Source organism: Dehalococcoidia bacterium, assembly GCA_035574915.1.
Taxonomy (GTDB): domain Bacteria; phylum Chloroflexota; class Dehalococcoidia; order DSTF01; family WHTK01; genus DATLYJ01.
Genome location: DATLYJ010000089.1, coordinates 1 through 25,850, shown reverse-complemented (window position 1 = coordinate 25,850; position 25,850 = coordinate 1). Strand labels below are relative to the sequence as shown.

At 67.8% G+C, this 25,850-nt stretch carries 26 protein-coding genes; 14 read left to right on the top strand and 12 right to left on the bottom strand.

The genetic code is table 11. The annotated features are described in order from the left end of the window. Nucleotides 1-142: 142 nt before the first annotated feature. Nucleotides 143-1,498, bottom strand: coding sequence for a TldD/PmbA family protein (locus tag VNN10_08470; GenBank protein HXH22050.1), 1,356 nt, complete (start codon nucleotides 1,496-1,498; stop codon nucleotides 143-145). A 339-nt stretch (nucleotides 1,499-1,837) separates the two neighbouring features. On the opposite strand from VNN10_08470, the gene VNN10_08465 reads away from it, so the two are divergent. After that, a complete protein-coding gene (locus VNN10_08465; GenBank protein HXH22049.1) occupies nucleotides 1,838-2,257 on the top strand; it encodes an Hsp20/alpha crystallin family protein in 420 nt (139 codons plus the stop codon). A gap of 226 nt (nucleotides 2,258-2,483) precedes the next feature. Here VNN10_08465 and VNN10_08460 read toward each other — a convergent pair whose 3' ends face one another. Together VNN10_08460 and VNN10_08455 are read right to left on the bottom strand one after the other, a co-directional pair. Next, entirely contained in the window at nucleotides 2,484-2,723 is a 240-nt protein-coding gene (locus VNN10_08460; GenBank protein HXH22048.1) for a hypothetical protein, read from the bottom strand. A gap of 4 nt (nucleotides 2,724-2,727) precedes the next feature. Beyond that, a complete protein-coding gene (locus VNN10_08455; GenBank protein ID HXH22047.1) occupies nucleotides 2,728-2,907 on the bottom strand; it encodes a hypothetical protein in 180 nt (59 codons plus the stop codon). A 180-nt stretch (nucleotides 2,908-3,087) separates the two neighbouring features. Here VNN10_08455 and VNN10_08450 point away from each other — a divergent pair, with 180 nt between their 5' ends. After that, complete coding sequence (locus VNN10_08450; GenBank protein HXH22046.1) at nucleotides 3,088-3,549, top strand: GNAT family N-acetyltransferase; 462 nt, start codon at nucleotides 3,088-3,090, stop codon at nucleotides 3,547-3,549. Here VNN10_08450 and VNN10_08445 read toward each other — a convergent pair. The 3 genes from VNN10_08445 to VNN10_08435 all read right to left on the bottom strand — a co-directional run bounded on the left by VNN10_08445 (nucleotide 3,546) and on the right by VNN10_08435 (nucleotide 7,122). Continuing rightward, a complete protein-coding gene (locus VNN10_08445; GenBank protein ID HXH22045.1) occupies nucleotides 3,546-4,274 on the bottom strand; it encodes a hypothetical protein in 729 nt (242 codons plus the stop codon). The genes VNN10_08450 and VNN10_08445 overlap by 4 nt on opposite strands. Before the next feature lie 227 nt (nucleotides 4,275-4,501). Then, a complete protein-coding gene (locus VNN10_08440; GenBank protein HXH22044.1) occupies nucleotides 4,502-5,863 on the bottom strand; it encodes a rhodanese-like domain-containing protein in 1,362 nt (453 codons plus the stop codon). Beyond that, a complete protein-coding gene (locus VNN10_08435) occupies nucleotides 5,860-7,122 on the bottom strand; it encodes an MFS transporter (protein HXH22043.1) in 1,263 nt (420 codons plus the stop codon). The genes VNN10_08440 and VNN10_08435 overlap by 4 nt, the downstream gene beginning before the upstream one ends. Nucleotides 7,123-7,223: 101 nt before the next feature. Between VNN10_08435 and VNN10_08430 the strand changes: the two genes are divergently transcribed. From VNN10_08430 to VNN10_08375, 12 genes are all read left to right on the top strand, one after another. Beyond that, nucleotides 7,224-7,874 (top strand): metalloregulator ArsR/SmtB family transcription factor, encoded by a 651-nt coding sequence (locus VNN10_08430; protein ID HXH22042.1) that lies wholly within the window; start codon nucleotides 7,224-7,226, stop codon nucleotides 7,872-7,874. A gap of 93 nt (nucleotides 7,875-7,967) precedes the next feature. Then, the gene (gatB, locus tag VNN10_08425) at nucleotides 7,968-9,446 is read left to right on the top strand and encodes an Asp-tRNA(Asn)/Glu-tRNA(Gln) amidotransferase subunit GatB (protein ID HXH22041.1); all 1,479 of its coding nucleotides are present in this window, start codon (nucleotides 7,968-7,970) and stop codon (nucleotides 9,444-9,446) included. Between the two features lie 61 nt (nucleotides 9,447-9,507). Beyond that, nucleotides 9,508-10,860 carry a gluconeogenesis factor YvcK family protein gene (locus VNN10_08420; GenBank protein ID HXH22040.1) on the top strand — a complete coding sequence of 451 codons (1,353 nt, stop codon included), beginning with the start codon at nucleotides 9,508-9,510 and terminating at the stop codon, nucleotides 10,858-10,860. 10 nt (nucleotides 10,861-10,870) lie between these two features. Further along, nucleotides 10,871-11,095, top strand: a complete 225-nt coding sequence (gene secG, locus VNN10_08415) for a preprotein translocase subunit SecG (protein HXH22039.1) — start codon at nucleotides 10,871-10,873, stop codon at nucleotides 11,093-11,095. Between the two features lie 26 nt (nucleotides 11,096-11,121). Next, nucleotides 11,122-12,756, top strand: a complete 1,635-nt coding sequence (locus tag VNN10_08410) for a peptide ABC transporter substrate-binding protein (GenBank protein HXH22038.1) — start codon at nucleotides 11,122-11,124, stop codon at nucleotides 12,754-12,756. Further along, nucleotides 12,753-13,574 carry an SAM-dependent chlorinase/fluorinase gene (locus VNN10_08405; protein HXH22037.1) on the top strand — a complete coding sequence of 274 codons (822 nt, stop codon included), beginning with the start codon at nucleotides 12,753-12,755 and terminating at the stop codon, nucleotides 13,572-13,574. Before VNN10_08410 ends, VNN10_08405 begins: the two co-directional genes overlap by 4 nt. A 60-nt stretch (nucleotides 13,575-13,634) precedes the next feature. Continuing rightward, the gene (fmt, locus tag VNN10_08400) at nucleotides 13,635-14,606 is read left to right on the top strand and encodes a methionyl-tRNA formyltransferase (GenBank protein ID HXH22036.1); all 972 of its coding nucleotides are present in this window, start codon (nucleotides 13,635-13,637) and stop codon (nucleotides 14,604-14,606) included. An 82-nt stretch (nucleotides 14,607-14,688) separates the two neighbouring features. Further along, nucleotides 14,689-15,594, top strand: coding sequence for a glycosyltransferase (locus VNN10_08395; protein HXH22035.1), 906 nt, complete (start codon nucleotides 14,689-14,691; stop codon nucleotides 15,592-15,594). Nucleotides 15,595-15,642: 48 nt separating this feature from the next. After that, nucleotides 15,643-15,852: a hypothetical protein gene (locus VNN10_08390; protein HXH22034.1), complete on the top strand. Its 210-nt coding sequence runs from the start codon at nucleotides 15,643-15,645 to the stop codon at nucleotides 15,850-15,852. Nucleotides 15,853-16,338: 486 nt separating this feature from the next. Continuing rightward, nucleotides 16,339-17,301, top strand: a complete 963-nt coding sequence (locus tag VNN10_08385; protein ID HXH22033.1) for a MoxR family ATPase — start codon at nucleotides 16,339-16,341, stop codon at nucleotides 17,299-17,301. A 10-nt stretch (nucleotides 17,302-17,311) separates the two neighbouring features. After that, on the top strand, nucleotides 17,312-18,586 hold the full coding sequence (locus tag VNN10_08380) for a DUF58 domain-containing protein (GenBank protein ID HXH22032.1): 1,275 nt from the start codon (nucleotides 17,312-17,314) through the stop codon (nucleotides 18,584-18,586). Further along, a complete protein-coding gene (locus tag VNN10_08375) occupies nucleotides 18,583-20,871 on the top strand; it encodes a transglutaminase domain-containing protein (GenBank protein HXH22031.1) in 2,289 nt (762 codons plus the stop codon). The genes VNN10_08380 and VNN10_08375 overlap by 4 nt, the downstream gene beginning before the upstream one ends. Before the next feature lie 25 nt (nucleotides 20,872-20,896). On the opposite strand, the gene VNN10_08370 is transcribed toward VNN10_08375, so the two are convergent. From VNN10_08370 to VNN10_08345, 6 genes are all read right to left on the bottom strand, one after another. After that, nucleotides 20,897-21,391: a GrpB family protein gene (locus tag VNN10_08370; GenBank protein ID HXH22030.1), complete on the bottom strand. Its 495-nt coding sequence runs from the start codon at nucleotides 21,389-21,391 to the stop codon at nucleotides 20,897-20,899. A 23-nt stretch (nucleotides 21,392-21,414) separates the two neighbouring features. Further along, a complete protein-coding gene (locus tag VNN10_08365) occupies nucleotides 21,415-21,636 on the bottom strand; it encodes a DUF2007 domain-containing protein (GenBank protein HXH22029.1) in 222 nt (73 codons plus the stop codon). Further along, nucleotides 21,636-23,390: a VWA domain-containing protein gene (locus VNN10_08360; protein HXH22028.1), complete on the bottom strand. Its 1,755-nt coding sequence runs from the start codon at nucleotides 23,388-23,390 to the stop codon at nucleotides 21,636-21,638. The genes VNN10_08365 and VNN10_08360 overlap by 1 nt, the downstream gene beginning before the upstream one ends. After that, nucleotides 23,390-24,328: a VWA domain-containing protein gene (locus tag VNN10_08355; GenBank protein HXH22027.1), complete on the bottom strand. Its 939-nt coding sequence runs from the start codon at nucleotides 24,326-24,328 to the stop codon at nucleotides 23,390-23,392. The genes VNN10_08360 and VNN10_08355 overlap by 1 nt, the downstream gene beginning before the upstream one ends. Next, nucleotides 24,325-25,332, bottom strand: a complete 1,008-nt coding sequence (locus tag VNN10_08350) for a hypothetical protein (GenBank protein ID HXH22026.1) — start codon at nucleotides 25,330-25,332, stop codon at nucleotides 24,325-24,327. The genes VNN10_08355 and VNN10_08350 overlap by 4 nt, the downstream gene beginning before the upstream one ends. Then, a partial coding sequence (locus VNN10_08345; protein ID HXH22025.1) for a DUF58 domain-containing protein occupies nucleotides 25,329-25,850 on the bottom strand: 522 nt, incomplete at its 5' end. The genes VNN10_08345 and VNN10_08350, both read right to left, overlap by 4 nt.

Genomic DNA, 25,850 nt, shown 5'->3' with positions numbered 1-25,850 from the left:
CCAGCATAGGGCAAGGCTCGGTCGAGTCAAGCCTGTGGCCGAGGCGTGGTCGTCGCTGGGCGCTCTTGCGCCGGCAAGGGCCAGGCCTGGCCGGCGGAAGCCGCGGCGGTCGGAGTGAGCACGGTGATTCCGCCGCGGGCACCTAGAGGCCGCTCACGGTCATGCGGCCGATGCGCAGGCTCGGCGCCGCGATGCCGCCGCGCCAGAGCAAGTCGCTGCCCACGGCGTCAATCGCCGCGAGCATGTCCTTGAGGTTGCCGCTGATGTTGACCTCGGTCACGGGAAACGCGAGGGCGCCCTTCTCGATCCAGAAGCCCTGCGCGCCGCGAGAGAAGTCCCCCGTCGTCAGGTTCACGCCGAAGCCCATGATGTCCGTGAGGAACAGTCCTTCCTCTATGTCGGCGTAAAGCGCCTCCGGAGGCGTCGTGCCGGGAGACAGGACGAGGTTCGAGGTCCCCGGGGCCGGCGCCGAATCGATGCTGCGATGGGCCGCCCCCGTCGCCCGGCGCCCCAGCCGGCGGGCGTTGTAGGTGTCGAAGAGGAACGCCCGGAAGATGCCTTGCTCGAAGACGGGCAGCGTCCGCGAGGCCACGCCTTCTCCGTCGAACGGGCGCGATCCCAACCTTCCCGGCAGCAGGGGGTCGTCGGTCAGCGTGAACAGAGGCGACGCCACCTGGCGGCCCTCAAGGTCGGCAAGGAAGGTAGCGCGTCTGTACAACGCCTCGCCGGACACCGCCTGGCCGATCACCCGCAACAGCGCCGTCGCCACCGGCGCCTCCCAGACGACGGGTACCGCCTTCGTCGCCACTTTGCGCGCTCCGAGCTTCGCGACGGCGCGGGCCGCGGCCTTGCGCCCGACCTCCTCCGGCTTCTCCAACCGGTGCAGCGCGCGCTCGTAGCTATGCCAGTAGTCGTTGCGCTTCTTGCCCTCCGCGTCGTCGCAGATGGCCTCGATCATGATGCCGGCCGCCGTCGAAGGGTAAGAGGCGGCGAAGCCAAGGCTGTTCGCCAGGGCAACGACACCGCGCCGGACCTCCATGGCGCAGCTGTCGGAGTTCGTGACGCGGCCATCGTAGTCGAAGGCGGCCGCCTCGCAGCGCAAAGCCATCTCCCGCATCTCGTCCGCAGTAAGGGACTCGATCTGCTCATCGTAAAGCTGGAGGTCCGGGAGGACGCCAGACGCCAGGTCCGCGCGCTCGGGCAAGCCGGCATAGGCGTCTGGCTCCGAGATCGAAGCCAGGTCAACGGCGTCGCGCACCAGTTGCTCCAGCGCCTTCGGCGTCATGTCCGCCGTCGAGCAGACCGCCGTGCGGCCTTCCTTGATCACGCGGATGCCAGCGGCGCGCGAGCCGGCGTCGATCACGCGCTCGACCGCGCCGCGGCGCACCTGCACGGACGACTCGTTCGATGCGACGACGTAGGCGTCCGCCTGGTCGGCGCCGAGCCGCCTGGCCTTTTCGACGATGTCCGAGGCTATCGAGAGGAGGTCTTCATCCATCACGGACCCTCGCTGGTGCTGGGGGAATGGTAGCCGCGTCGCGACGAGTCTGTCACCGAGCCGAGAGCGGTCACGGCCGCGTCCTTATCCGGTGGCAAGGGACCAGGTGCTATTCAGGTTGCAGGAGGCGGAGATGGCGGACAGCGACAGCCGACCGAGAGACGCCCACGACGCTCGCCACGGGGCTCGCGCGGCTGCGGGAGCCTGGTCTTCGAGACGCCGCGAGCAGGACGGGCGGCGCGTCTCTCGCGCCACGGCCATCGACACGCGCGCGGCCCGGCCGCGCTCCGGACGCTCCGGCTCCGACTCGAACGCCCGCAGAAAAACGAGAGGACACTGATGCAGCAAGGCAGGCCTTACGAAGGACCAAGGCAGGACGACACGCCGGTGAAGCTCTACCGCAGCGACCATCGCGTGACCATCGCCGCCCCGTTTCCCGGATTGGAGCCTCAAGACATCCAGGTGCACGTCACCCGCGAGGGTGAGGTCGTGCTGGAAGGGCGTCTCCGCGGCGCCTTCAAGGGCGACAAAGAGGTCATCCTGGACGAATGGAACCCGGGACCCTACTACCGGCGCCTCTCGCTCGACACCCCCGTCGACGGTGAGATGGCGAACGTCACCTACGAGAACGGCGTCCTCACCGTCTCCCTCCCCGTGTCCGACGAGATGAAGGCTGCGGAGGTGAGGCCGGAGCGCGTAAGCCGCGTCCAGGGACGGCGTTATGGCAATGCCGGCAACCCCGCGGGCGACGAGGCGTAGACCAGCAGGTACGCGGCGGGCCACAGAGGCGCCGGTTGGTGCAGTCCGCCAGGTGGCGCGGTCGGGGCGCTGCTCTCGTCGCGCGCAAGGAATGCCCAGGCCAAAACGGCGATGACCACCGCCGCGATGAGGATTATTACCGTGTCGCGCCTGCTGGGCATGGTTCCTACCCGCAATAGCCGCCGTGGCCGAACGCCTGACCACGGCTCGCGTACTTGTAATCCGGCTACCAGTTCACGTCAATAGCAGGGCCGCTCCCGCCCGCGCGCGGCGGCAGGACCGCCACGTACTGCCACGTCCTCGGGTCGATGAGGTCGGACGGGCCGAACTCGCCCGCGCCGAAGAGCCCACCAGGCGTGACCGTCACCCACAGCGACTGGTCCAACCCTGTCACCGATCCGGTGCGGCGGTCGAGGACGCGCGCCCTGCCGCGATCCGGCCCGCAGTATGCCTCCGTCCATGCCACCACGTCACCACCGGCCCAGAGGGGTGGAGGGAGGCGGCGAGGTCGCGCCAGCGTCCGACGCCGTCGCCGTAACGGCTGCGCCGCCAATGTCGCTGCCGCAGCCCACGACCGCGAACGCGAGACCGAGAGAGAGTGCGGCCAGCAACAGCAGCCGCCAGCTTGCAAGCTTAAGGTCGCGAGGCATCCGACCCCCTGGCCAGGGCCATACTAGCACCGGTCTCTCCAGCGCCGGGCGCTCACATTCGCCGCCACCTCAACTCTCCTGCGCTCCGTCGTCCGTACTCTGCCCCTAGGCCGCATGCTTCCCGGACATCTCCGCCACGCTTCCCTCGGAAGACCGGGCCGCGCGCTGTAGACTCGCTCCGTGAGCGACGTGAAGGTCGAGTTCGTGAGGGGCCACGCGGCCATGGCTGAGGCGCTGCGCATCCGCCGGGCAGTCTTCATCGAGGAGCAGGGCGTGCCCGAGGACCTGGAGATCGACGGCCTGGACGCCCCGGAGGCCTGGGGGCGCACGGCTGAGCACGCGCTCCTGCGCCTGGACGGTGAGCCAGTGGCCACCGGGCGTCTACTGCTGGAGGACGGCCCACCGCACTACGCCCACATCGGGCGCGTCGCCGTGCTGCGCGAGCACAGAGGCAAGGGTCTCGGCCGCCTCCTCATGCAGGCCCTGCAGGAGAGGGCGCACGAACTGGGCTACCCCGGCATCACCCTCGCCGCTCAGTTGCACGCCATCGGCTTCTACGAGCGTCTCGGCTACAGGGCACGGGGCGACATCTTCCTCGATGCGGGAATCGAGCACCGCTGGATGGACCTGCCGTTGCGCTAACTCGCGGCCTCGTCCTCGAGCGAGCGGTCCAGCTCCTCCTGAGCGAACTGCACCAGCGCCTCCGCCTGGGTGGCGTCGTCGGGATACACCGCGATCGCGAACTCGCACCAGTAATCGCCCAACGGGCCGAGGAGGGGCGCCACGCGCGACCTCGCATCCTCGCGGCCGGCGCCCGGCATGACAAAGGCGTACTCGAGGGGGGCGATGGCGCTCGGCATGCTCATTGTCTGAGCGTAGCTCGCAGCAATGCTGGCCACGTCGAAGTTGATCTGCTCGATGGCGCTGTCCGTTGCGCCGCCGGGCGGGTCGATGCGCATTAGCACTATGCTGACCCTCTGGCCCTGGCGGCGCGCGAGCCTGATCTCGTCCTCCAGACGCAGGACGAAGTACCAGAAGTCGAACGACGTCGGCGTGCGCGAGACAGGACCGGGCGTTGCGCCCGGAGCAGGAGGCGCCGTGCGGAGCAAGCGCCGCGCCTGGCGCGCGGACTCGACCTGCCAGCGGTCGGCGCCGTGGACCAGGGAGCCGGTGAAGCCTATGAGCGCGGCCGCGTAGGCAGCCGCCAGGGCGAGCGTGATGGGGGCATACAGGAGGTCGCTCATCAGGCTGTCGCCGATAAGCGACCAGGCCGCAAGCACGACCGCGCCGCCGGCGGCGACTTCGGCCAGCAGCTTCACTCCTTCCGGCTCGCTGCGGACGAGAGAAAGGATCGACTCCCGATTCATTGACACCCTCACATAATGAGAATCGGTTGTTACGCCGCCGATCCTGAGAGGCAGGGCACAGCGAGGGACCAGGGTGAATCTCTGACCCTGCAAGCTGAGGCGTGGCGCACGCCGGGCGGGCCGGTGGCCGAGGCACTCCCGGTAGCGCCTGCCCGGGCAGCGCCCAGCCCTCGCATCGGCAGGCATCTGGCCGGCCTGCGCGCCTCCGCCGCGGCTCCTTTAGTCGCCTAACGGGTCAGGGGCAGGCCGGCCTCGCGCCAGGCTTCAGCGCCACCCTCCAGGCTGAAGACCTGTCGGAAGCCGGCCGCCTCCAGGAGGGACGCGGCGGAGGAGGCGCGGTCTCCGGCGGCGCAGTAGACGACGGCAGGCCTGTCTCGCGGCAGCTCGGCCAGGCGCGCCGGGAGGTCTCCGAGCGGGATAGAGAGGGCGCCCTCGAGGTGGCCGGCCGCAAACTCATCCGCCTCCCGCACGTCGGCCGCGACGGCGCCCGCGGACAGCACCGCCCGGGCCGCCTCCGGCGACAGGAGGTCCGTGCGGCGTATCTCGCGACCGGACGCCTTCCAGGCGGCGATGCCTCCCTCAAGCCATCCCCCGAAATCCTCGTAGCCCACGAGGAGGCACTCGTCCACGATGGCGTCGCGGACCTCGGGCGCCGCCACGAAGTAAAGGGGCCTGCGCTCCGGCACGAGCCAGCCGAGCCACACGGCGAAGGCATCGCGAAAAGGGATGCTCAGCGAGCCGGGAATGTGGGCGGCGGCATACTCCCCGCGCGGCCGGGCGTCGATCACGATGCCGTCCGCCACGGCCCTTGCTGCAAAATCGGCCGGCGCCAGCGACGGCGGCGGCGCGACCTCCGTGCGAAGCCTGGGGCCCTGCTGGTTGAGAGGCCGCATGCGCGAGTAGTAGGCCGGTGTGGCCGGGAATGTCGTCGGGAACCAATCGACGAACTCCTGCTCGTCCTCGAAGGCCAGCAGTGGGTTCGTCCGCCGCTCCTGTCCCAGCGTCGACTGCCGCTGCTGCCCGCTGCCGGTCGAGCAGAAGGAGCCGCCGCCGTGCGTCGGCAGCAGGACCGTCTCGTCTGGCAGAGCGGCGAAGGCGTCGCGCAACGTCCGGAACTGAGCGCGCGTGAGTGCCACCGTCATGTCCGGAGCTATCAAGTCCGTCCGGGCGGCTCCTCCCACGATGAGCGAGCCGCCGGAAAACAGGTGAGGCGGTCCCGCGGCCGTGCGCAGGACGTAGGCCAGGTGCTCAGGCGTGTGCCCCGGCGAGCCGATCACCTCCACTTCCACGCCATCCAGCCGCAAGGACTCTCCCGCCGCCAGCCCCGTGTGCTGCAACCGCGAGCCCGCGCTCGCCGGCAGGAAGAGGGTCGCTCCGGAGGCCGCGGCGACCTCACGGGCGCCGGAGACGAAGTCGGCGTGCAGGTGCGTCTCCAGTACGGCGCGCAAGCGCAGCCCGCGCTCCTGCGCCGCCGCGAGATAGGGCCGCACGATTCGGTTCGGGTCGACGAGAAGACCGCTGCCGTCACCCAGGTCGACCAGATAGGAGCTATTGCCGAGGCCCTCATGGACGAACGGGATGACTTTCATGACCCACCTCCAGCATAAGCACGGTCTTTCGCAGGACTCAGCGTGAAAGCCGCGACGACGCCCGCAGCAAACGTTACCAGCGCCACGAACCGCATGGCGTCGCCCAGGTCAGCAGCATCGGCTATGGCGCCGCCGAGAAGCGCTCCGGCGATGGCGCCGGCGTCGCGCCAGAATCGATACACACCCAGCAGGCTGGCGCGGTCCTCCGGGTGCGCCGCGTCGCTGACTGCAGCCAGGAGCGTCGGATAGACCAGCGCCGTACCGATCCCCACCGTTGAAACCAGGACCAGCAGTCCGCCGAACGAGGTCGAGCCGGCGGCGAGCCAGATCGCGATCGCCTGCACGGCCATGCCAGCGACCACCAGGGGCTTCCTCCCGGCGACGTCCGCAAGCGCGCCCGTGGCGGGCTGAAGGGCTCCCCAGACCAGCGGATAGGCCGCGGCCAGCAGTCCTATCTCCTCGAGAGAGAAGCCGCGGCGTGCACAAAGGATGGGGAAGATGCCCCAGAGCACGGCGTCATTGAGATTGTTCGTGAGGCCCGCCTGCGAGGCGCCCCAGAGCTGCCGCCGCCGCCAGGTCGCATCGGCGAAGGCCGCGAGCAGCGAGGTGCCCCCGGCGCCGAGGGGGGCCGCCTCCAGTCGCACGTGGGCCGTCGTGTCCTTTACCAGCGTGCTCAGCGCAAGGCCGGCGGCGCTGAAGGCTATGCCGAGATAGAGGGGCCCTGGCCTGAGCCCGTGCGCGGCAGCGACTTCGCCGCTGAGGTAGGCCGCGGCGGCGACGGACATATAGCCAGCTGCTTCGTTCAGCCCCAGCGCGAGGCCGCGGCGGCGCGGCCCGACCAGGTCCACCTTCATGTTTACGGTCATCGACCACGTCAGGCCCTGGTTCAGCCCGAGGAGGAGGTTTGCCGCGACGACCCAGCCCCACGAGTCCGCGAGGACCAATAGCCAAGGTACCGGAAGGCCGAAGGCCCAGCCCGCCAGAAGCAGGCGCCTCTTCGAGAACCGGGAGGCGAGCCTCCCCGCCGCAAGGTTGGCGAAGGCCTTGGCCACCCCGAACGTCGCGATGAATGACGTGGCCGCGGTGGCAGAACGCACGCCGAACTCGGCCTCCGCGAGTAGGGGGAAGACCGAGCGCTCCAGGCCTACCATCGAGCCGACAAAGCAGTTCACGGCGACGAGAAGCGCGAACTGCCGCCAGTTTGCACCCAGGCCAAGGACCACTTGCTGCGGCAAGATGGTGGTGGCGTTCTGCTGCACGCCTGGATGATGGCATCCTCAGTTCATAACTTCAAGATAATAGTTGAATAGTTGACTAACATATCTTGAGCCGGGGCCCTTCGCGCCAATAGGATTGAGTTGTGAGCCACCGCGCCTTCAAGAACCGCCTTTACGCAGAGTTCGCCCGCCTCGGGTCCTGCCTGGCCTCGGACAAGCGGCTCGAACTCCTTGACCTGCTCGCGCAGGCGCCGAGGCACGTCGAAGCGCTGGCGGCCGAGACCGAAATGTCCGTGGCCAACGTCTCTCAGCACCTGCAGGCCCTGCGGCAGGCGAAGCTGGTCACTGCGGAGAAGGCGGGGAACCGCGTCGTCTACCGTCTTGCCGGCGACGACGTCCTCGATCTCTGGCTCACGCTCCGCGCGGCTGCCGAGAGGCGCCTGCCGGAAGTCCGACAGCTCGCAAGCGACTTCGGGCTCGCTTCCCCGGGACTTGGGCGCGAAGCCCTGCAGCAGGCCATCGGGTCGGACAACATCCTTGTCATCGACGTGCGGCCCGCGGTCGAGTTCGCGAGCGGGCACATCCCGGGGGCGTTGCCCGTGCCTATCGAGGAGTTGCCCGCCAGGCTGGACTCCCTCCCAAAGGACAGGCGCATCGTTGCCTACTGCCGCGGCGCATACTGCCTGTTCGCCGACGAGGCCGTCGCCCTCCTGCGCGAGAAGGGATTCGATGCGGTGCGCGTTGAAGGCGGATGGGCGGAGTGGCGCGCGGAAGGCCGGCCGCAAGAGGGGTGAGCAAACCTCGGAGCGGAACCCGACTGTAACGCTGCACGGCCGCTCTGGCGCTCAGGCATACACGAAGCGGGTGCTATACTGCCACTGCTTTTGATGGCACCCGCCGCAGCGACAACAGATGAGGACTTCGAAGTCGTCATCGGCCTCGAAGTCCACGCCCAACTAACGACAGCATCGAAGATGTTCTGCCGGTGTAGCACCGACTACAGCGGCGCTGCGCCCAACACCCACGTCTGTCCGGTGTGCATGGGTATGCCGGGCGTGCTCCCGGTAATCAATAAGCGCGCTGTCGAATACACGCTCATGACGGGCCTGGCGCTGAACTGCCAGATACCGGAGCGCGCCAAGTTCGACCGCAAGAACTACCCGTACCCGGACCTGATGAAGGGGTACCAGATCTCCCAGTACGACATGCCTCTCTGCCGCAACGGCTGGGTCGACATCGAGGTCGACGGCGTGAAGCGCCGCATCCGGGTGAACCGCGTGCACCTCGAGGAGGACACCGCGCGGCTGCTACACCGCGCCGACAGCAGCGGCGAGGAATACTCCCTGGTGGACATCAACCGCGCCGGCATGCCCCTCATGGAGATCGTGACGGAGCCGGACGCCAGGTCGCCGGCAGAGGCCGTGGCCTACCTGCAGAAGCTGCGCCAGATCCTGCGCTACCTGGGCGTGAGCGACGCCAACATGGAGGAAGGCAACTTCCGCTGTGAGCCTAACCTGAGCCTGCGCCCGCGGGGCAGCAATGCCTTCGGCCAGAAGGTGGAACTGAAGAACCTGAACAGCTTCCGCGCCGCCCTGCGCGCCATGGAGTTCGAGGTCCAGCGGCAAGCCGCAGTCCTGCGCTCCGGCGGTCGCGTGGTCCAGGAGACTCGCGGCTGGCGGGAGGACACTCAGGAGACGGCGAGCCAGCGCTCCAAGGAAGAGGCGCACGACTACCGCTACTTCCCGGAGCCGGACCTGCCACCCCTGGCGATCACGCGCGAGTACGTCGAAGAATTACGCCGCAGGCTTCCGGAGCTGCCCGAGAGCCGGCGCGAGCGTTTCCTGTCCGAGTACGGGCTTTCGCCGTACGAGGCTGAACTGCTGACCGAAAGCCGCTCCCGGGCCGACTTCTATGAGGCCGCCGTAAAGGCGGCGGGGGGCGGGAAGCGGGCGAAGCTGGTCAGCAACTGGTTCCTGTCCGACTTCGCCAGGCACCTGAATGCCGCCGGCATCGAGGCCTCGGAGTCGAAGGTGCGGCCGGAACAGCTCGCCTCCTTGGTGGTAATGGTGGACGAAGGTAAGCTGAACGGCGCCGCGGCGAAGCACGTGCTGGAAGAGATGTTCGCCGGGGGCCGCGACCCCGAGGAGATTGTGCGGGAGCGCGGCCTGAGTGTAATGGAAGATGAAGGCGCAATCCTGGAGGCAGTGCGCAAGGTTATCGCGGAGAACGCCAAGGTGGTAGGGGACTACAAGGCGGGGAAGCCGGGCGCGATTAACGCGCTCGTCGGCCCCGTGATGAGGGAAACGCGCGGGCGCGCCAACGCCAGGCGCGTGCAGGAGCTCCTGGAGGCCGAACTCAAGGGATAGGGACAAGATATCCGGCCGAGGTCGGTCCGACGGGAAAGGAGCCCGTATAATTCGCCAGACCATGCGCTCGATACGCAACGGCAGCTTCATCAAGTGGTTCTACTTCGGCATGCACATCAAGCGATGGCTCCTGCTGGTGCTCATCGGCGTGTCGCTCATGGGCCTTGGTTTCGGCTACATCCTGCGAGAGGTCTACCTCAACTACACCTTCCCGGAGTGGGTCTACTACGTCACCCTGCAGTTCCTGCCCCGCTTCGTGCGCGCGGCGCTTTTCATCAGCGCTGCCGCTGCGCTGATCGTCATCGGCGTCTGGAAGCTGAACACCTCGCTCCTTGCCGCCTTCGTCAACCCGCGCCGGGACGACAGTATCGTCGAGGCCATCTACCGCTATCGCTACCAGTCCCGAGGTCCGAAGATCGTTGCCATAGGCGGCGGTACCGGACTCCCGGTCCTGCTGAGGGGGCTCAAGGAGCACACCTCCAATCTCACCGCCATCGTCACCATGGGCGATGATGGCGGTTCTTCCGGCCGGCTCCGCCGCGAGCTCGGCATCCTGCCCCCCGGTGACGTGCGCAACTGCATAGCCGCGCTTGCGGAGGCGGAGCCCCTGATGACGAAGCTGTTCCAGTACCGCTTCAATGAGGGCTCCGGCCTGGAGGGACACAGTTTCGGCAACCTGTTCGTCGTCGCCATGTCCGCGATCACCGGCAACTTCGAGGAGGCCGTGCGCGAGACCAGCCGCGTCCTCGCCGTGCGTGGCCAGATACTGCCCTCGACCCTAACGAACGTCACCTTGCACGCCCGGACCGAGGACCACGAGACGATCAGCGGCGAGCACAACATCACCGAGCGCGGCACGCGAATACGCGAGGTCTTCCTGCAGCCCGCCAACGTGCAGGCGAACCCGGAAGCGATCAGGGCGATCCTCGAAGCGGACATGGTGGTCTGCGGCCCCGGCAGCCTCTTGACCAGCGTCTTGCCGAACCTCCTCGTCGACGGCATCCGGCAGGCGCTGGCAATCACGCAGGCAATGAAGGTTTACGTCTGCAATGTCGCCACGCAGCACGGCGAGACGGACGACTTCTCGGTAAGCGACCACTTCGACACCCTCTGCCGCCACGTAGGCGAGGGCCTGTTCGACTACATCCTCGCGAACGACAACGTGCGCGGGCCTCTGCCGGAGGCGTGGCACTCGATCCCGGTGCCCGTCGACAAGCTCGTCGTGGACGGCGCGAGGGTGATCACGGCCGACGTCGTCTCGGAAAAGAACCGCTACCACCACGATTCTGACAAGCTGGCCGCGGCGCTGATGCGCCTCTACATGGGGCGCGGCCTGCCAGCGGTGAGCAACGGTGCGTCCAACGGCCACCGCGAGGAGGCCGAGGAGTTGGCCGCCACTGGCCCCTCGAGCTAGAATTTCAGCGATGTCTTTCGAAAATGCCCTGAACGTTGGCCAGATCCTGGTATCGCTTGTCCTGATCTTCGTGATCCTCCTCCAGGCTAAGGGCTCCGGCTTTGGCGCCGGCCTCGGCGGGACGACTTCAGCTTTCCGGACGCGCCGCGGCCTGGAGAAGACGCTCTTCCAGGCGACTATCGTCCTGACGGCGTTGTTCCTCGCGATGTCCGCGCTGAGCGTCGCCGAGACCTAACGAGGCGCCGCGCCTGGGGAGACCATATGCGCGGCAGACGCCCTCCACGGGCGAAGCGCTGGCTCTTCCTCATCCTTCTCGCTGCCGGCATCGGTGCGACAACCGCGCTCTGGAGCTACGCCGGCGGCGGCTCCGACGGTAACCAGCCGGCGTTTGGCGGCCAGTACATCGAGGGCGTCACCGGCGCGCCGGCGCGGATCAACCCGCTCTTCGCTGGCCAGAACGATGCCGACCAATCGCTCGCCGCTCTGGTCTTTTCCGGCCTCACGCGGCTCGATAGCGAAGGCCGCCCTTTCCCGGACCTGGCCCAGAGTTGGGAACCCAGCGCGGACGGCCGCTCTTACACCTTCCGCCTCCGCCAGGGAGTCGTGTGGCATGACGGCGACGCCTTCGACGCGGACGACGTCGTCTTCACCTACGGGCTTCTGAAGTCGCCGTCGTTGCCGTCTCCGCCGCCCCTCGCCCGGGTGCTGGCGGAGGCTTCCGTCACGAAGGTGGACGCACTCACGGTGCGAATCGATCTGCCGCAGCCATACGCGCCGCTTCCGGCCTACCTGAGCACGGGCATACTCCCCAGGCACCTGTTGGAGGCTCAAGCCGCGAGCCTGTACGACTCACCGTTCAACCAGCGTCCCATCGGGACGGGGCCGTACCGCATCGAGCAACTGTCGCCGGACAGGGCGGTGCTCGTGGCCAACGCCGCCTACCACTTCGGCCAACCCTACCTCCAGCGGCTGGAGCTGCGCTTCTTCCGCGACGATGGCGCGCTCATGGGCGCTCTGCGCCGGAGGGAAATCGATGGCGCGTTCTTTCACGGCGGCGTGGGCGCCGGTGATTACGCCTATCTCGCCGGCAGGAAGGACCTGCGTCTGTCCTTCCTCGGCTCCGGCGAGGTGACCTTCGTTTACTTCAACCTGCGCAACCCCCTCTTCCAGGACCGGCGTGTGCGACAGGCGCTCCTGTACGCGGTCGAACGGGACGCCCTTGTGGCCGAGTACCTGCCCGAGCAGGCGCAGCGCGCCGATTCACCTCTTGCGAACGGCACCTGGGCGGCGACCAACTCCATGAGCCGCTACGGGTCCGACGCCAGCCTTGCCGATTTGCTCCTGAACGAGGCCGGGTGGCGGCTCTCCGGCGGGATCAGGATCAGCGGCGCCAGGCGTCTCTCATTCACGCTGGCAACTAATAACGACCCGGTGCGCGTCGCCATTGCCCAGGCGCTCGCGGAGAAGTGGAAAGCCATCGGTGTCGACGTGAAGGTGGAAGCCGGGGGGACGACGGCGCTGGTGCGCGACCTGCTGGAGCCGCGAGCGTACGAGGCCGCGCTCTTCGCCTACCAGGCCGAAGCCGACCCCGACCCGTACGCGGCCTGGCACAGCAGCCAGACGACCTCGAGCGGCCGCAACATCAGCATGCTGTCCGATGCCCGCTTCGACAGGCTGCTGGAGGACGCGCGCCGCGAGTCCAGCCCCGAAAGACGCGCGCAACTCTACCGGGAGTTTCAGGAACTCTTCGCGCAGGAAGTACCGGCGATCCCCTTGCTCTCGTCTACCGCTCTGTACGTGCAGAAGACCGCCGTGAAAGGCGCGCGGCCCGGATATCTGGACAATCCCGGCGCGCGCTTCTGGCAGGTGCAGGACTGGTACCTGAAGACGCGATGAGCGCGCCCCTGGTCACCCTCACGACTGACTTCGGCCTGCAGGACTCCTATGCCGGCCAGATGAAGGGCGCGCTCCTCGCTGTTTCCCCGGAAGCGCGCATCGTCGACCTCACGCACGAGATCGCGCCGCAGGGGATCAGCGAGGCCGCCTTCGTGCTCGAGACCGCCTGGCGCTTTTTCCCGCCCGGCACGATCCACGTAGTCGTCGTCGACCCCGGGGTAGGCTCCGGCCGCCGGCGACTCATCATTGAGGCAGAAGGCCACTTTTTCGTGGGCCCAGACAACGGCTGCCTGTCGGCCGCTCTGCCAGACACGGCACGCGGTCTGCGGCCACCCGAGGCCGGCTATGAGGCGAGGCCGCTCAGGTTGCCACGAAGCGTGCGGGCCTTCGCGTTTGCGCGCGAGGACCTCCTGCCTCGGCGGCCGAGCGCGACCTTCGAAGGACGCGACGTCTTCGCGCCCGTGGCCGGGCTGCTTGCGGGCGGCACGAAAGCCGCCGAGCTGGGACGCCGCGTGACCGAGTTGCTGGCCCTGCCGGCGTTCCGCGGGCCGCCTGTGCCCGAAGGCCTCGACGGGATGGTGATGCGTTGCGACAGGTTCGGAAACCTGATCACGGACATCCGAGGCGGCGACCTGCGACCCGGCGCTCGTGTGCTCGTTGCCGCGGAGGAACTGGAGGTGGCCCGGACCTACTCGGAGGCGCCCGGCCTTACCGCGCTCGTCGGCAGCTCGGGCTACCTGGAGGTCGCACTGCCGAACGGCAACGCCGCGGCTGCGCTTGCGGCGGGCCCCGGCACGCCGGTGCTGGTCAAGCAGTAAACGAAGCCAGAAGGCGCCACCTGCAGGGACCGGACCGCCCGCTGTTAAGATCGCGCCGACATGCGCGTGGTCTTCATGGGGTCGCCCGAGTTCGCGTTGCCGACACTGCGGCGGCTCCTCGAGTCGCAGCACGAGGTCGTTGCCGTGGTAACCCAGCCTGACAGGCCGGCGGGCAGGGGACACCGGGCCACGGCGCCGCCGGTCAAGGTGCTGGCTCAAGAGCGGGGCGTGCCAGTACTGCAGCCTGCCAACGTCAGCTCGCCGCTCTCCGTGGAGCGCCTGCGGGCGCTGGAGCCGGATGCGATCATCGTGGCAGCCTACGGCCAGATACTCCGGGAGCGGGTGCTGGAACTGCCGCGGCGCGGCTGCCTGAACGTGCACGCATCGCTCCTGCCACGCCACCGCGGCGCCTCCCCTGTCGTCGCGGCCATCCTGGCGGGCGACGAGATCACCGGCGTCTCCATCATGGAGATGGTGCGCGCTCTGGACGCGGGGCCGGTTGTCGCGACGGCAGAGGAGCCGATTTCACCTCACGACACGGCCGGCACCCTGGAAGCGCGCCTGGCGGAAAAAGGCGCCGCTCTCCTCCTCGATACACTCGATCCCTGGGCACAGGGATTGCTCCGCGCGCGTCCGCAGGACGACAGCCAGGCGACCTACGCCCCGATGGTGCGACGGGGCGACGCGCTTATCGACTGGTCCCGGCCCGCGGTTGAGATCTGGCGCGCCGTCCGGGCTTACAACCCCTGGCCGGTCGCCTTCACGCGCCTGGGCGATGAGGAGCTACGAATCCTCGAAGCCTGGCCACTGGAAGGCGGCGACGACCAGCCGCCGGGGACGGTCCTGCCGCCAGTGGCCGTGCCCGCCGAGTCCGGAGCGTCAGGCGTCGCCCCCGTAGTGCAGACCGGCGAGGGCCGATTGGCGCTGCTCAGCGTCCAACGCGCGGGCAAGCGCGCCACCAGCGGCGCCGAGTTCGCGCGCGGGCACAGAGGCTTCATCGGTGCCGTCCTCGGAGGCCACCGGTCAGCCTGAGTGCGGGACATTACGGCCATCGCTATGAGGCCGCCTGGTCCTGCTTGTTTGCCGCAGTGGCGGGTGGCTAGAGTCGTAAGGGTTGGACGTCACCTGCGTCATCTGCACCTTTCGTAGACCAGAGCCCCTCGCCGATGCGCTCCGGAGCGCCGTCGCGCAGACACTGACGCCTTCGCTCTTCGAGGTCCTGGTCGTCGATAACGCGAGCGACCCCGCAACCGAGGCGGCGGTCCACGAGCTGAGCGCGAGCAACCTGCGTTACGTGCGCGAGCCCAATCTCGGCCTCTCGAACGCCCGCAACCGGGGCCTGAGAGAAGCTCGCGGTCGCCTCGTTGCCTTCATGGACGACGACGCCGTCGCGGAACCAGCCTGGCTCGAAGCGCTACTGGCTTCTTTTGCTACAGGCCCCCAGCCCATGGCAGTCGGAGGTCCCGTGCGCGGTCTCTGGGAGGCGGAGCGGCCGCGCTGGCTCCGTGGCCACCTCCTGACTTTTCTTAGCCTGCTCGACTACGGCGCCTTGCCGAAGGAATGCTCGCTGCCGGAGGAACCGCTCTTCGGCTGCAACTTCGCCGTCGGTCGAGACGTAGCACTGGAGTTGGGTGGGTTTCGCGCGATCCTCGGGCGCTCCGGCGGGCGGCTGCTCAGCGCCGAGGAGATCGACTTTCAGGTACGACTGCTCCGCGCCGGCGGCCATGTCCTCTATGAGCCCGCCGCGGTGGTCGGCCATCGGGTCCCGGCAGAGCGCATGACCCGGCGCTGGTTCCTGCGCCGCGTGTATGCTCAGGGAATTTCAGACGCCCTCGTCACTCGCACTTCCGGCGGGTCAGGGGTGTCCGGGGAGCTCCGGCCGCCGCTTCGCTACCGGCTGAAGCGCGCGATGCGCTCGCCGTCCCTAACATTGGTTGCCCTCGGCGCCGCTTACGCCGTTGGTTTCGCCCGGGGGGCAGCTGCGTCCCTCGGGCGCGTCCCAGACCCCGGCGCACCTTGACAGCCCTCGGTCGCGGGGCGACGATCACGGCCCGCCATCGTGAGGGCGATGGAGAAGCAGGACGACTACGTGACCATCGAGGAGGCTGCCCGCTCTCTGGGGCTGACGGCAGGGCAGATGCGCCGCGCGCTGCGTCAGTACGGCTTCGGCGACCTCCTGCGCGCCACCATGCGCAAACAGATATCGATCCGCAGGGAAGACCTCGAGAAGCTGCGGGCGGTAGCACGAGAGCAACCGGGCCGCAAGGGCGCGGCTTGATGCCTCCTGTCGTATAGGCAGAGAGAACTCCCCTCTCTCGCGGGAAGAACGGCCGCCAGCGCCTCCTGCGCGCGTGCTGCAGCTGGCGCCGTAGTGGTCATGCTCTGGGCCTTTACGGCCTTCCGCTCATGCTTCAGGAGCGATCGTCGCAGTCAGGGGCCTCATGCCGTCGTGAGGCGAGGCTTCTCGCCACCAAGAAGCTCCATCCCTGTCCTTCGAAACAGGCCCGGCCAGGACGATAGCGAGCCAGCAGGTGCCACGCATAGATGAGGAAATAGAAGCTTGCTATAATCGCCGACACGAATGCCGGAAGCCGTGAAACCGACTTTGCCGGCATTTATGTATATTGAAGGTGCGTCGTCCGGACTTTCCGGCGGCGCGGCCGTATAGCAGCCGAGTGGTCTTCCCCGGCCCGCGCCCGGAAGACTTCGAGTGCAAAGCCGGCAGACCGGGGGATTTCAATACTCCAGAAGGCGGGAGTGGGGCGTGGAAGACCCAAAACTAGTCGCTGAGCGCATCATCACCAACGTCGAGAAGGCCATCATCGGCAAGAGCTCAGAAGTGCGCCTTGCCGTTATTTGTCTAATGTGCCAGGGCCACCTCCTCATCGAGGACGTGCCCGGCGTCGGCAAGACAACCCTGGCCCGCAGTCTGGCGAAGTCCACGGGCTGCAGCTTCAAGCGGATCCAGTTCACGCCAGACATCCTGCCCAGCGACGTCACGGGTGTATCCGTCTACAGCCAGAAGTCGGGCGACTTCGAGTTCCGGCCGGGGCCGATCATGGCCCAGATAGTCCTCACCGACGAGATCAACCGCGCGACCCCTAAAACACAGTCAGCGCTGCTGGAGGCAATGGAGGAGCGCCAGATCACTGTCGATGGCGTCACTCGAATGCTGCCGCAGCCCTTCATGGTCATGGCCACTCAGAACCCGATCGAGTACGAGGGCACCTTCCCTCTGCCAGAGGCCCAGCTCGACCGCTTCCTCATGCGCATTCACCTGGGTTATCCATCGAACACAGACGAGGTGCTGATGATGGACAGCCAGCAGGTGGTGCACCCGCTGGAGCAGCTGCAGCAGGTCACGGACCCGAACGAGATCGTCGGCCTCCAGCGCGCCGTCAAGGAGGTCTACGTCGACCCGCTGATCAAGCAATACATCGTCGCCCTGGTGGACAGCACCAGGCAGCACGAAAATGTCTACCTCGGCGCTTCGCCCCGAGGCTCGTTGGCCCTCTACCGCACGGCCCAAGCGCGGGCGCTCCTGGACGGGCGCGACTTCGTAATACCGGACGACGTAAAGGAGCTTGCCTACGCCACGCTCGGCCACCGCGTGATCATCAGTCCTTCGGCGCGGGTGAAGAGCGTGAGCGCATCCGACATCATCCTGAGCAGCCTCGAGCGCGTCCCCGTCCCCGGGACCCGCGCCCGCGGCGGCCAGGTCCGCTAAGGCCTCACCCGTGCTGGAGCTCCTGCGAGAAGGCTGGGACCTTCTCTTCCGCCGTCACCTCTCACTGACGGCGATCACGATCATATTCTTCGTCTGCGTCGTTTCGGCCCTCTCGACCGGCTTCTGGCTCCCGACACGCCTCGCCTACCTGATCCTCCTCGGCGTGCCGATCGCTTACTACTGGCACAAGATGAACGGCCGCAACCTCGAGGTGTCGACGGAGCGGCCCGTCGACCGCCTGCAGGAGGGCCAGGAGTTCATCGAGCGCATCACGGTAAAGAACAAGGGTTGGTTCACGAAGCTGTGGCTGGAGGTCGAGGACTCCTCGACCATCCCGGGACACAACGCGACCAGGGTGATAACGCTGGGGCCGCGAGAGTCGAAGACCTGGCGGACGTCGACAGTCTGCAGGCGGCGGGGCCTGTTCAGCGTCGGGCCCGTGAGGGTCACCACTGGTGATCCCTTCGGCTTCTTCCGTTCGACACAGACCTACGGCCGGCCGCAGAGCGTGCTGGTTTACCCGCGCGCGACGGAGCTGCCTAACTTTTACGTCCCGCCCGCCCACCTTCCCGGCGAGGGCCGCTTCAGAAAGCGGACTCACTATGTCACGCCGAACGCCTCCGGCATCCGTCCCTATGAGCCAGGGGACAGCTTCAACCGCATTCACTGGCCTACCGTGGCGCGCACGAACCAGCTCATGGTCAAGCTCTTCGAGCTCGACCCGGCGAGCGACATCTGGGTCATCCTCGACCTCGACAAGTCCGTGCACATCGGACAGGGCGATGACAGCACGGAGGAGCACGCCGTCCGCGTTGCGGCCTCTATCGCGCGCTACTTCCTGCTCGCCAACCGCTCCATCGGCTTCATCAGCTACGGCAAACGCTTGTTCGTCGAGGAGGCGGAGCGCGGGGCGCAGCACTACACGCGCATCCTCGAGGCGCTTGCGCTGGCGACGGCCGAGGGCGATGTCGACATAGGGACGCTGGTTACGGAGGAGTCCAAGCGCTTCGGGCGTCACACGACCGTCGTGGTCATCACTCCTTCGACCGAAGAGGACTGGGTCGGCAGCCTGCAGTTCCTTGCCCAGCGGGGCGTCAAGGTGGCCGCGGTGATCCTCGACGCCGCGACTTTCGGCAGCAGCAAGAACTCGCTGATGGTGTTCGGCGCCCTGGCAGCGGGCGACATCTATACCTACGTGGTCCGCAAGTCCGAGGACCTGGACGCGTCCCTGGCCTTCGGTTCCGGGACCACTTCCGAAACGATCGCGGGGCGGCTGGAGAGATGAGGCAGGCAACCTGGGAGGAGTTCTTCAAGGGACCGGAGCTGCCCCAGGAGCAGGCGCCGCAGAAGCCGCCCTGGTGGCAGAAGTTCGCCGTTTTCTCCTGGGAGGAACTGGTCACCTTCGTCATCGTCTTCATCGTCTTCATGGCCGTCGTCCAGTCCATCGACAGCGCGAACTGGGTCGACGAGATGCCCTCGCTTTACCCGATCGCCCTCTTTGGCCTCGTGCTCGGCATCGTGCTGGCAAAGACGCCTTTGAACGAGCTGATCGCCCACACCCTCGCGCTCCTTACAGGGGCAGCAGCCGTCGTCATCGGTTCGACGGGCGACCTGCAGGGGTCGTTGGAGGTCCGGGTACGGGAGCTTTACGACCGTATGGACCTCTGGTTCACCGCTCTCACGACCGGCGGCATCTCCAACGACAACCTGCCCTTCGTCGTCATGGTTGTCGCCCTGACTTACCTGACGGCATATGTCTCGGCCTGGAGCCTGTTCCGCTGGTACAACGCCTGGATCGGCCTAATACCCGGCGGCCTGGCGCTCCTGACGAACATCAGCTACCTGCCCGGCCAGAGCTCAGGCGCCTTGATGGTCTTCCTGTTCGGCTCGATCCTGCTTGTTTCCCGCATGCACGTGCTGCGCCGCGAGCGCGATTGGCGGCGTTCGGGCACTCGCTACCCCGACCTCATTAGCCTCCATGTGCTCAATGTGACCGTCTGGGTTGCGTTGGCGCTGATCCTCTTCGCCTGGGTGCTGCCCGTGGGCAGTGGCGGCGGGCTTCTCTACGACGTGTGGCAGAAGGCGACGGCGCCCATTGCTGGGCCCTTCCAGGAGATGGGCCGCGTCTTCGCCTCCATCGACAGCAAGAAGGGGGGCACCGTACACCGATTCGGCTCGACGCTGCCCCTGCAGGGAGAGATCACACTCGGAGGCGGCCAGGTGGCGGAGGTGGTGCCCCCGGAGGCTCCCCTGTTCCTCCGGGCCCAGACCTATGACCAGTACACGTCCCAGGGTTGGAAGATAAGCGGCTCGAGCACGATCACGTCTACCTCCTGGCCTGCCTTGCGGGCTCTCCAGAGCCCGGAGGAGGCGCGGCGGCAGTTCCGCCGTCCGATCTCGGTGCAGATAACGCCGAGCCGGCGCCAGAACGTGATCCTCAGCGCCGGCCAGCCGCTCTCCGTGAGCGTCGACTCGCGCGTCGTGTACGGCGCCGACCAGAGCGACGTGACCTCCATCCGTCCCAGCGGGACCCTGAACAGGGGCGTGGAGTACCGCGTCGAGGGCACGATCTCCTCCGCGTCTCAGACGCGCCTGCGCCAGGCCGGCACCTCCTACCCGGCCTGGATTGCACCCTACCTCCAGTTGCCGGACTCGCTGCCGCGCAACGTCGTGAACCAAGCGCTGGACCTCACCCGCGGCATGGACAACGCCTACGACAAGGCCACGGCCATAGAGCAGTTCCTGCGCACCAACTTCCCCGTCGACACCAAGATCCAGCCGGCGCCCCCCAACCGCGACTCCGTCGCGTACTTCCTCTTCGACGCGCGCCGCGGCTACTTCGACTACCACGCTTCGGCAATGGTGGTGATGCTGCGCAGTCTCGGCATCCCGGCCCGGATTGCCGTCGGCTATGTGGTGCGGCCCGCGGACCGCCTGCCGGACACGAGCACCTACATACTCTCCGAGGCCAACGCCTTCGCCTGGCCGGAGGTGTACTTCCCCGGCCTCGGCTGGGTGGAGTTCAACCCGACGCCGAGCGAACCGCGCATCGTCCGGCCCGGGACCGACGACTCCGACCTGCTGCCGGGCGAGCTGGACGAACTGCCCGTAGACGAACTCGTGCCCGAGGACCCGGGCATCCCCATCGAGCCTGCGACGCCGGCGGTCGAGCAGCTCGCCACTGACGAGGGGTCGACGCTTATCGGGAACATCCTGATGGCCCTCGCCCTCGGCGTCCTGGCGCTGACCGTCGCCGGCTTGCTCGGCTTCCAGTTCGCCTGGCGGCGCGGCCTCGGAGGCCTGGACTTTGCCAGCCAGACGTGGGAGAAGACATTGCGCCTAGCGTCGTGGGCGCGCATCCCCGCTTACCCGCAGGAAACGCCCCGTGAGTACACCGCCCGCCTCCGTCATCACCTGCCGGAGGTGGACGACATCGGCTTCCTGGGCGATGCCTACGTCCGGGCACGGTACGGCGCGAAGTCCCTTAGCGAGCAGGAGAAAGAACGCCTGGACTCGGTGTGGAAGGCGGTCCGGAAGAACCTGCTCAACCGCCTGATGCGCTGGGGTTAGCGCTGGCTCGCGGTCTGGCCCGTCATCAGCGCCGCTTGGCCTCCGCGTCGAGCCGCAGCATCTGCCGCACGAACGGCTCCTTGGCATCCGTGTAGCCGGGGCGATTGCCGGCGTACTCCACAGCCAGGCGGCGCTTCAGAGCTTCGTACTCGCGCGCGGCTTCGGCGTGCGCCCCGAGGTAGTCCCTGAAGGCTAGCATCAGGCGGCCTTCCGGGTGGTCGCGGTGGAAGGCATGGATGTGAGCCGCGGGCGCATCCCTGCGGCTGAAGTACTCGCGGCCGCCGATGCCCTGCTCTCCTCGATACTCGTAGCCGCGGCTGACCGCTGCCTCGATCTCCTCCCGGGAAAGGGGGAGGCGGTCCAAGAGGACCAGGATGTCGATGATGGGCTTGGCCGCAAGTCCGGGCACGGCAGTGGACCCGACATGGTGCACATCACCCAGAGCGCCTGACCACTCCCGGCGGAGCCAGCGCTCCTCTTCGGCGTAGAGGAGCGGCCAGTTGGGGTCGTAGTCCGCGATCGTTACCGCCCGCTCCTGCTCGTTCAGCGCGCTGCCTCCTCCTCCTCGATCCCGAGCACCTCGCGCGCGTGCTCCAGGTCTCGCGCGGGCACGAGCACGCGGCAGCCGAAGCCGGCTATGCCCAGGAAGGAGACGGCATCTGATGGCCGGATCATGGCCGCGATGCCGGCCTGCCTGAGCTGCTCAAGCCACATCTCCGCCGTAAGCTGGTCGGGCGCCGTCTCCAGAAACGCCCAGTCGGCCATCAGTAGTCGAGCCCGCCCGGGGAAGTCGAGGGCAGCTGAGGCTGGGCCTGGCGGCGCTGGCGCAGCAGTTCCAGGATGCGTATAGCCTCCTCGAACGTGAGGTCCTCATCGATGCCCGCCAGCGCCTCCCGCAGCTGCTGCAGGACCTGAGCCTGGCTCGGCTGATCCTGCCCTTGCTGCGGCGAAGGCTGCCCCTGAGGCTGGCCCTCCCGTGGCTGGCTCGGACCTTCCGTGTCGGCCGATTGTTCGCTGTCCGGCGGCTGCTGTTGCGCGTCGCCGGGGCCTGGCTGCTGTTGCGCCTGAGGCTGGTCGCGCCGGTTCATGAGCAAGAGGACCAGTTCGATGTTCCACTTGGCATCACTATCGCCAGGGTTGAGCAACAGGGCGCTTTTGTACGCCTCGAAGGCGTTCATGAGGTCTCGTTGCGCCAGATAGTGGTTCCCGAGAGCGTAGTAGGTCGCAGCGCCGAGGGCGATGGTGCTCGGGGGCAGAGCACGGCGCGTCTCTGCCACCGCCCGGTCGAAGCGCTCGAGACGGTGGAGGGCATTACCCGCGTTATAGGCGAGCTCGGGCAAGTCCGGGCGTTGCGCCTGCAGGCGTTGATAGATGTCGAGCGCCTCCTCGAATCGGCCCTCTTCGTACAGTCTGTTTGCTCGCTGTACCTCCGAACGTAGCGAGTCGCCGTCGCCTGAACACGCGCCGAGGAGCGCGGCCACGGCCACCAGTGCCAGGGCGGGCCGGGGCCTCAGGGAGAGCGCGCGCCGGAAGGAGGGCCGTGGCAACGGGTCCGGCACGAACCAGGCCAGGACCAGTACGGCGAGAGCGGCAATTACGAAAATCTGAAAGCGCTCAACCGGGACCTTCTGTGTCTGTTCCGCTAGCGGGGTCTGCTCCAGGTTCTGGAGGTCGCCGCGAAGGCTGAGGAGCGGCGTCGAGTCCAGCCGCAGGTAACGGCCGCCACCGGCCGCGGCCACAGACCTGAGTACGTTCTCATTCAGCCGCGTAATCACCGGTTGGCCGGAGGCGTCGACCTTGAGGCGCGTCTGTGTCCCGCCCGCGACACGCTCGACCAGCGTCGAACCCTGGGGCGAGCCGACGCCGGCGGCGAATACGGTTATACCCTTCGCACCCAGCTCTGCCGCCTTTTGCACAGCATTGCCCACGTGGTCTTCGCCATCGCTAACCAGGATGACCGCCTTTCCCGGACTCTCGCTGGCCTCGAGCACGCGGGCAGCCTGGTCCAGGGCGGCGCCTAGGTCGGAACCGGCCCGCGTCAAGCGCGACTCCTGCTCCGCGCCCGCGATGATCGTCGCGATGGCGGTGGTGTCGGTCGAAAGCGGCGATCGGACGATGCTGCTGCCAGCGAACAACACCAGGCCAACGCGGTTGCCGCGGATGCCCTCGAGCAGGCTGCGGAGTTGTGTCTGGGCGAGGCCAAGGCGAGAGGGTTGCGAGTCCGTGGCCGTCATGCTCTGCGAGATGTCGAGGGCGATGACGACGTCTACGCCCTCGTGCTGACGGCTGAACTCGCGCGAGCCCCACTGCGGCCTGGCCATGGCAATCACCACCAGGGTCGCCGCTATGACCACGAGGGTCGCTTTCACCCAGTATGCCGCCGATCCGGGCGATGCGGCCCGCTCGCCCGCGAAAACGGCGCTCGCCCGCCTCCGCCACAGGCCCAGCCAGACGAAGCCGATGGCGATCGCCTCGACCGCCAGGAGGGCAAAGAGCCAGTTGCCGTCAGCGAGGCTCATCAGAGGGCCCTCCGCCAGATGGTCATGTTAGCCAGCAGCTCGACGGCAAGCAGCCCTATGGCGGCCGCGAGGAAGTACCAGGCAAGCTCGTCGTAGGCCGCAAACTGCAGGCGGCCGATGCGCGACTTCTCCAGCTGGTCGATGTTCTCGTACACGCGGGCCAGGGACTCGGGGCTCGTGACAGGGAAGTAGCGGCCACCCGTGACCTCCGCCATCTGGGTGAGGACCTCTTCGTTGACGTTCGCGGCGCGCGTGCCGCTATCGAGGATGCCGATCGTGTGCACGCGGACGCCGAGCGCCTGCGCGATGCGCGCCGCCTGGCCGGGATCGATGTCACCGGAGTTATTCTCGCCGTCGGTCAAAAGGATCACGACGCGGCTGCGCGCCCGCGAGCCACGCAGCAGTTCCACCGCCTCAGCGAGTCCCATGCCGATTGCAGTGTTACCGCCCACATCCACCTGAGTCACGTCCGTGACCAGGCTCTTGAGCGCCTCGTAGTCGAGCGTGAGGGGGCTCAGGACCAAGCTGCGGTCGGCGAAGATGACCAGGCCGATCCGGTCTTCGCGGCGGCCGCTGATGAACTCCCTGATGTTGTTCTGGGCGACGGCGAGGCGGGTCTCGCGGCCCAGGGGCGTCGAGGTCATGCTGCCCGAGGTGTCGAGCACCAACGCGATGTCGATGCCCTGGCCCGGCAACTCGCTCTCGGCCTGTCCCTGCTGCGGTCGAGCGAGTGCGACGACAAGCATCGCCACGGCGCCCGCGCGGAACAGGGTCGGCACCCAGCGATAACGGACGCGCCAGGTCGGGCGGTAGCCGGCAAGCAGCTCGAGGTTCGAGAACGAAGCTCCGGCTCGCTCGCGCGTCAGCCGCACCTTCAGCCACAGGAGCGCCGGGATGGCAATCAAGAGGAGCAGGAGGTAAGGGTCGGCGAACCTCACACCGCCACCTCCTGAGGCTCCTGCCGCGGGCGGCTCATTTCGACGATCTCGTACGCGGCCGTCAAGTCGGCATCGGCGCGCTCCCCGGCCGGGCGATAGCGCGCGTAGATGACGGAATCGCACTGCTCCAGGAGGCCCGCGACCAGCCGCGCCTGCCAGCGGTCCATGCCTCGAAAGACCATCTGTCCTTGCAGTTCGGCCGTGGTGAGGGCGAAAGCAGGAAAGCCGAAGCGCTCCGTGAGGTAGGTCCTCACGGCCCTGGATATGGTCGCGTAATAGGTCTGCAGGTCACCGTCCTCGGCTAAGCGGGCGCCGGCCTGATCGAGACGACGGCGCGCTGCGTCCTCCGGACCCAGCGGCTCCTCCGCCGAAGCTGCAGCTGCGGGCCCTTCCGCCGGGCGTTGCAGGCGCCTTAACGCGACCGCCATCAGCGCCGCTGCCACCACGAAAGCGGCGGCCGCAACGCCAATCAGCTCATAAGGCGGTCCCGGTGGCGCCCCGATCTCGGCCTGCGGCTTCAGGTCGCGCGGCTCCGGCAGCTGCGGTCCCGAGGGCAGCGTGCCGCGGATCAGCAGGCGCGCCGACGGCGTCCGCAGCTCACCGGCCACGCCGGACGCGTCGCGGTAGCGCAGCCGGATAGGAGGCATCTGGTAATCCCCGAGCACGAAGGCCGACAGCACCAACTCGATGCGTATCTGGGTGCGCCCGCCACCGAGGTCGCTGCTGCTGAAGCGCGCCGACTCCGCCAGGGCGACATCCTCCGGAATCCCGCCCGGGGCAATCTCCACCCGCGTTCCCGCGTCCGCCTCCACCACAATGGTCACCCGAAAGCGGTCGCCGATCGTCAGGGTCGGCGGCGCCTCGACGTCATACCGGGTCACCGCCGGCTCTTCGGCAGAAGCGTCCCCCGCCCCGATGTGTAGCAGCCCCATGGCGAGGCCGGCAGCGGCGGCAAGGGCCACCAGTCGTGACCAGGGACGGGCGCGGAAGTGGAGGCCTCTCATGCCCTCGCGACCCTCCTGCCGGCCCGGGCCCGAAAGAACTGCATCAGCGGTTCGACGTAGGACCGGTCGGTGCGCAGCGGGACCTCGTCGACGCCCAGCCCGGTGAGGAGGCGGCGCCGCGCCAACAGCCGCTCGGCTGCCATCGCCGCGTAGCGTTCGCGTTCGCGCCGGTCCTCCGTGTCTATGAGCGTCTCCGCGCCGCTCTCGGGATCGCGCAGGGCTACGAGGCCGGCCGGCGGCAACTCCACCTCGCGCGGGTCGGTGATGCTCACGGCGATGACGTCGTGCTTCTGGGCCGCGAGGCGCAGGGAAGGAGCGTAGCCGCGCGCGTGAAAGTCGGAGATTATGAACGCGACGCCGGGCCGCTTGGCGACGCGCATCAGGAAATCTGTCGCCGCCTCGATGCTGGTGCCGGTGCCCCTGGTCCGGTGGTAGATCAGGTCTCGCGCCATGCGCAGGACGTGGTGCTGTCCTTTGCGCGGGCGCAGGTACAGCTCCACGCGGTCCGTGAAGGCAAT

What these genes read in the sequence shown, in the direction of transcription:
- VNN10_08470 (HXH22050.1), bottom strand. Translation starts at nt 1,498, where the DNA reads ATGGATGAAGACCTCCTCTCGATAGCCTCGGACATCGTCGAAAAGGCC.
- VNN10_08465 (HXH22049.1), top strand. Translation starts at nt 1,838, where the DNA reads ATGCAGCAAGGCAGGCCTTACGAAGGACCAAGGCAGGACGACACGCCG.
- VNN10_08455 (HXH22047.1), bottom strand. Translation starts at nt 2,907, where the DNA reads ATGCCTCGCGACCTTAAGCTTGCAAGCTGGCGGCTGCTGTTGCTGGCC.
- VNN10_08445 (HXH22045.1), bottom strand. Translation starts at nt 4,274, where the DNA reads ATGAATCGGGAGTCGATCCTTTCTCTCGTCCGCAGCGAGCCGGAAGGA.
- VNN10_08440 (HXH22044.1), bottom strand. Translation starts at nt 5,863, where the DNA reads ATGAAAGTCATCCCGTTCGTCCATGAGGGCCTCGGCAATAGCTCCTAT.
- gatB (HXH22041.1), top strand. Translation starts at nt 7,968, where the DNA reads ATGGCACCCGCCGCAGCGACAACAGATGAGGACTTCGAAGTCGTCATC.
- VNN10_08420 (HXH22040.1), top strand. Translation starts at nt 9,508, where the DNA reads ATGCGCTCGATACGCAACGGCAGCTTCATCAAGTGGTTCTACTTCGGC.
- secG (HXH22039.1), top strand. Translation starts at nt 10,871, where the DNA reads ATGTCTTTCGAAAATGCCCTGAACGTTGGCCAGATCCTGGTATCGCTT.
- VNN10_08410 (HXH22038.1), top strand. Translation starts at nt 11,122, where the DNA reads ATGCGCGGCAGACGCCCTCCACGGGCGAAGCGCTGGCTCTTCCTCATC.
- VNN10_08405 (HXH22037.1), top strand. Translation starts at nt 12,753, where the DNA reads ATGAGCGCGCCCCTGGTCACCCTCACGACTGACTTCGGCCTGCAGGAC.
- fmt (HXH22036.1), top strand. Translation starts at nt 13,635, where the DNA reads ATGCGCGTGGTCTTCATGGGGTCGCCCGAGTTCGCGTTGCCGACACTG.
- VNN10_08390 (HXH22034.1), top strand. Translation starts at nt 15,643, where the DNA reads ATGGAGAAGCAGGACGACTACGTGACCATCGAGGAGGCTGCCCGCTCT.
- VNN10_08375 (HXH22031.1), top strand. Translation starts at nt 18,583, where the DNA reads ATGAGGCAGGCAACCTGGGAGGAGTTCTTCAAGGGACCGGAGCTGCCC.
- VNN10_08365 (HXH22029.1), bottom strand. Translation starts at nt 21,636, where the DNA reads ATGGCCGACTGGGCGTTTCTGGAGACGGCGCCCGACCAGCTTACGGCG.
- VNN10_08360 (HXH22028.1), bottom strand. Translation starts at nt 23,390, where the DNA reads ATGAGCCTCGCTGACGGCAACTGGCTCTTTGCCCTCCTGGCGGTCGAG.
- VNN10_08350 (HXH22026.1), bottom strand. Translation starts at nt 25,332, where the DNA reads ATGAGAGGCCTCCACTTCCGCGCCCGTCCCTGGTCACGACTGGTGGCC.